This window comes from Alicyclobacillus sp. CIJ1, from assembly GCF_057538885.1.
The window spans coordinates 1-285 of sequence record NZ_BAAJPH010000084.1 but is presented as its reverse complement, the minus strand read 5'-3'; the positions used below and the strand labels follow the sequence as shown (position 1 = coordinate 285).

1 protein-coding gene is annotated in these 285 nt (G+C 60.4%); it reads right to left on the bottom strand.

Features of this window, described 5'->3' with window-relative positions:
• Positions 1 to 285 (bottom strand): hypothetical protein (locus AC27E8_RS06565; RefSeq protein ID WP_487111388.1); only part of this gene is annotated, 285 nt, incomplete at both ends.

Here is a 285-nt window from a genome sequence, read left to right as displayed (position 1 = left end):
ACCATGATCTGCGTCAGCCAGTTCGACGATGTAGTGATCGCCGTTGGGCAGTTCACTGCGTTGATTTGGGCCCTGAATCGTCCCGTTGACGTTCACCGTCAAGGTGCTGTACTGCCCAACCGTCAATTGCTGGGGAACGGCGCTCAGCGAAACGCTGACGCCGTTCCCTGAACCTGTTCCCACGCCCCCACCGCTGCCGCTTTGGCTGCTCCCAATGGTAAAGTTGGCCGTCACAGGCCCCGAAATGCGATCCACACCGTCTGCCACCCACGCCTGAGCCTCGTA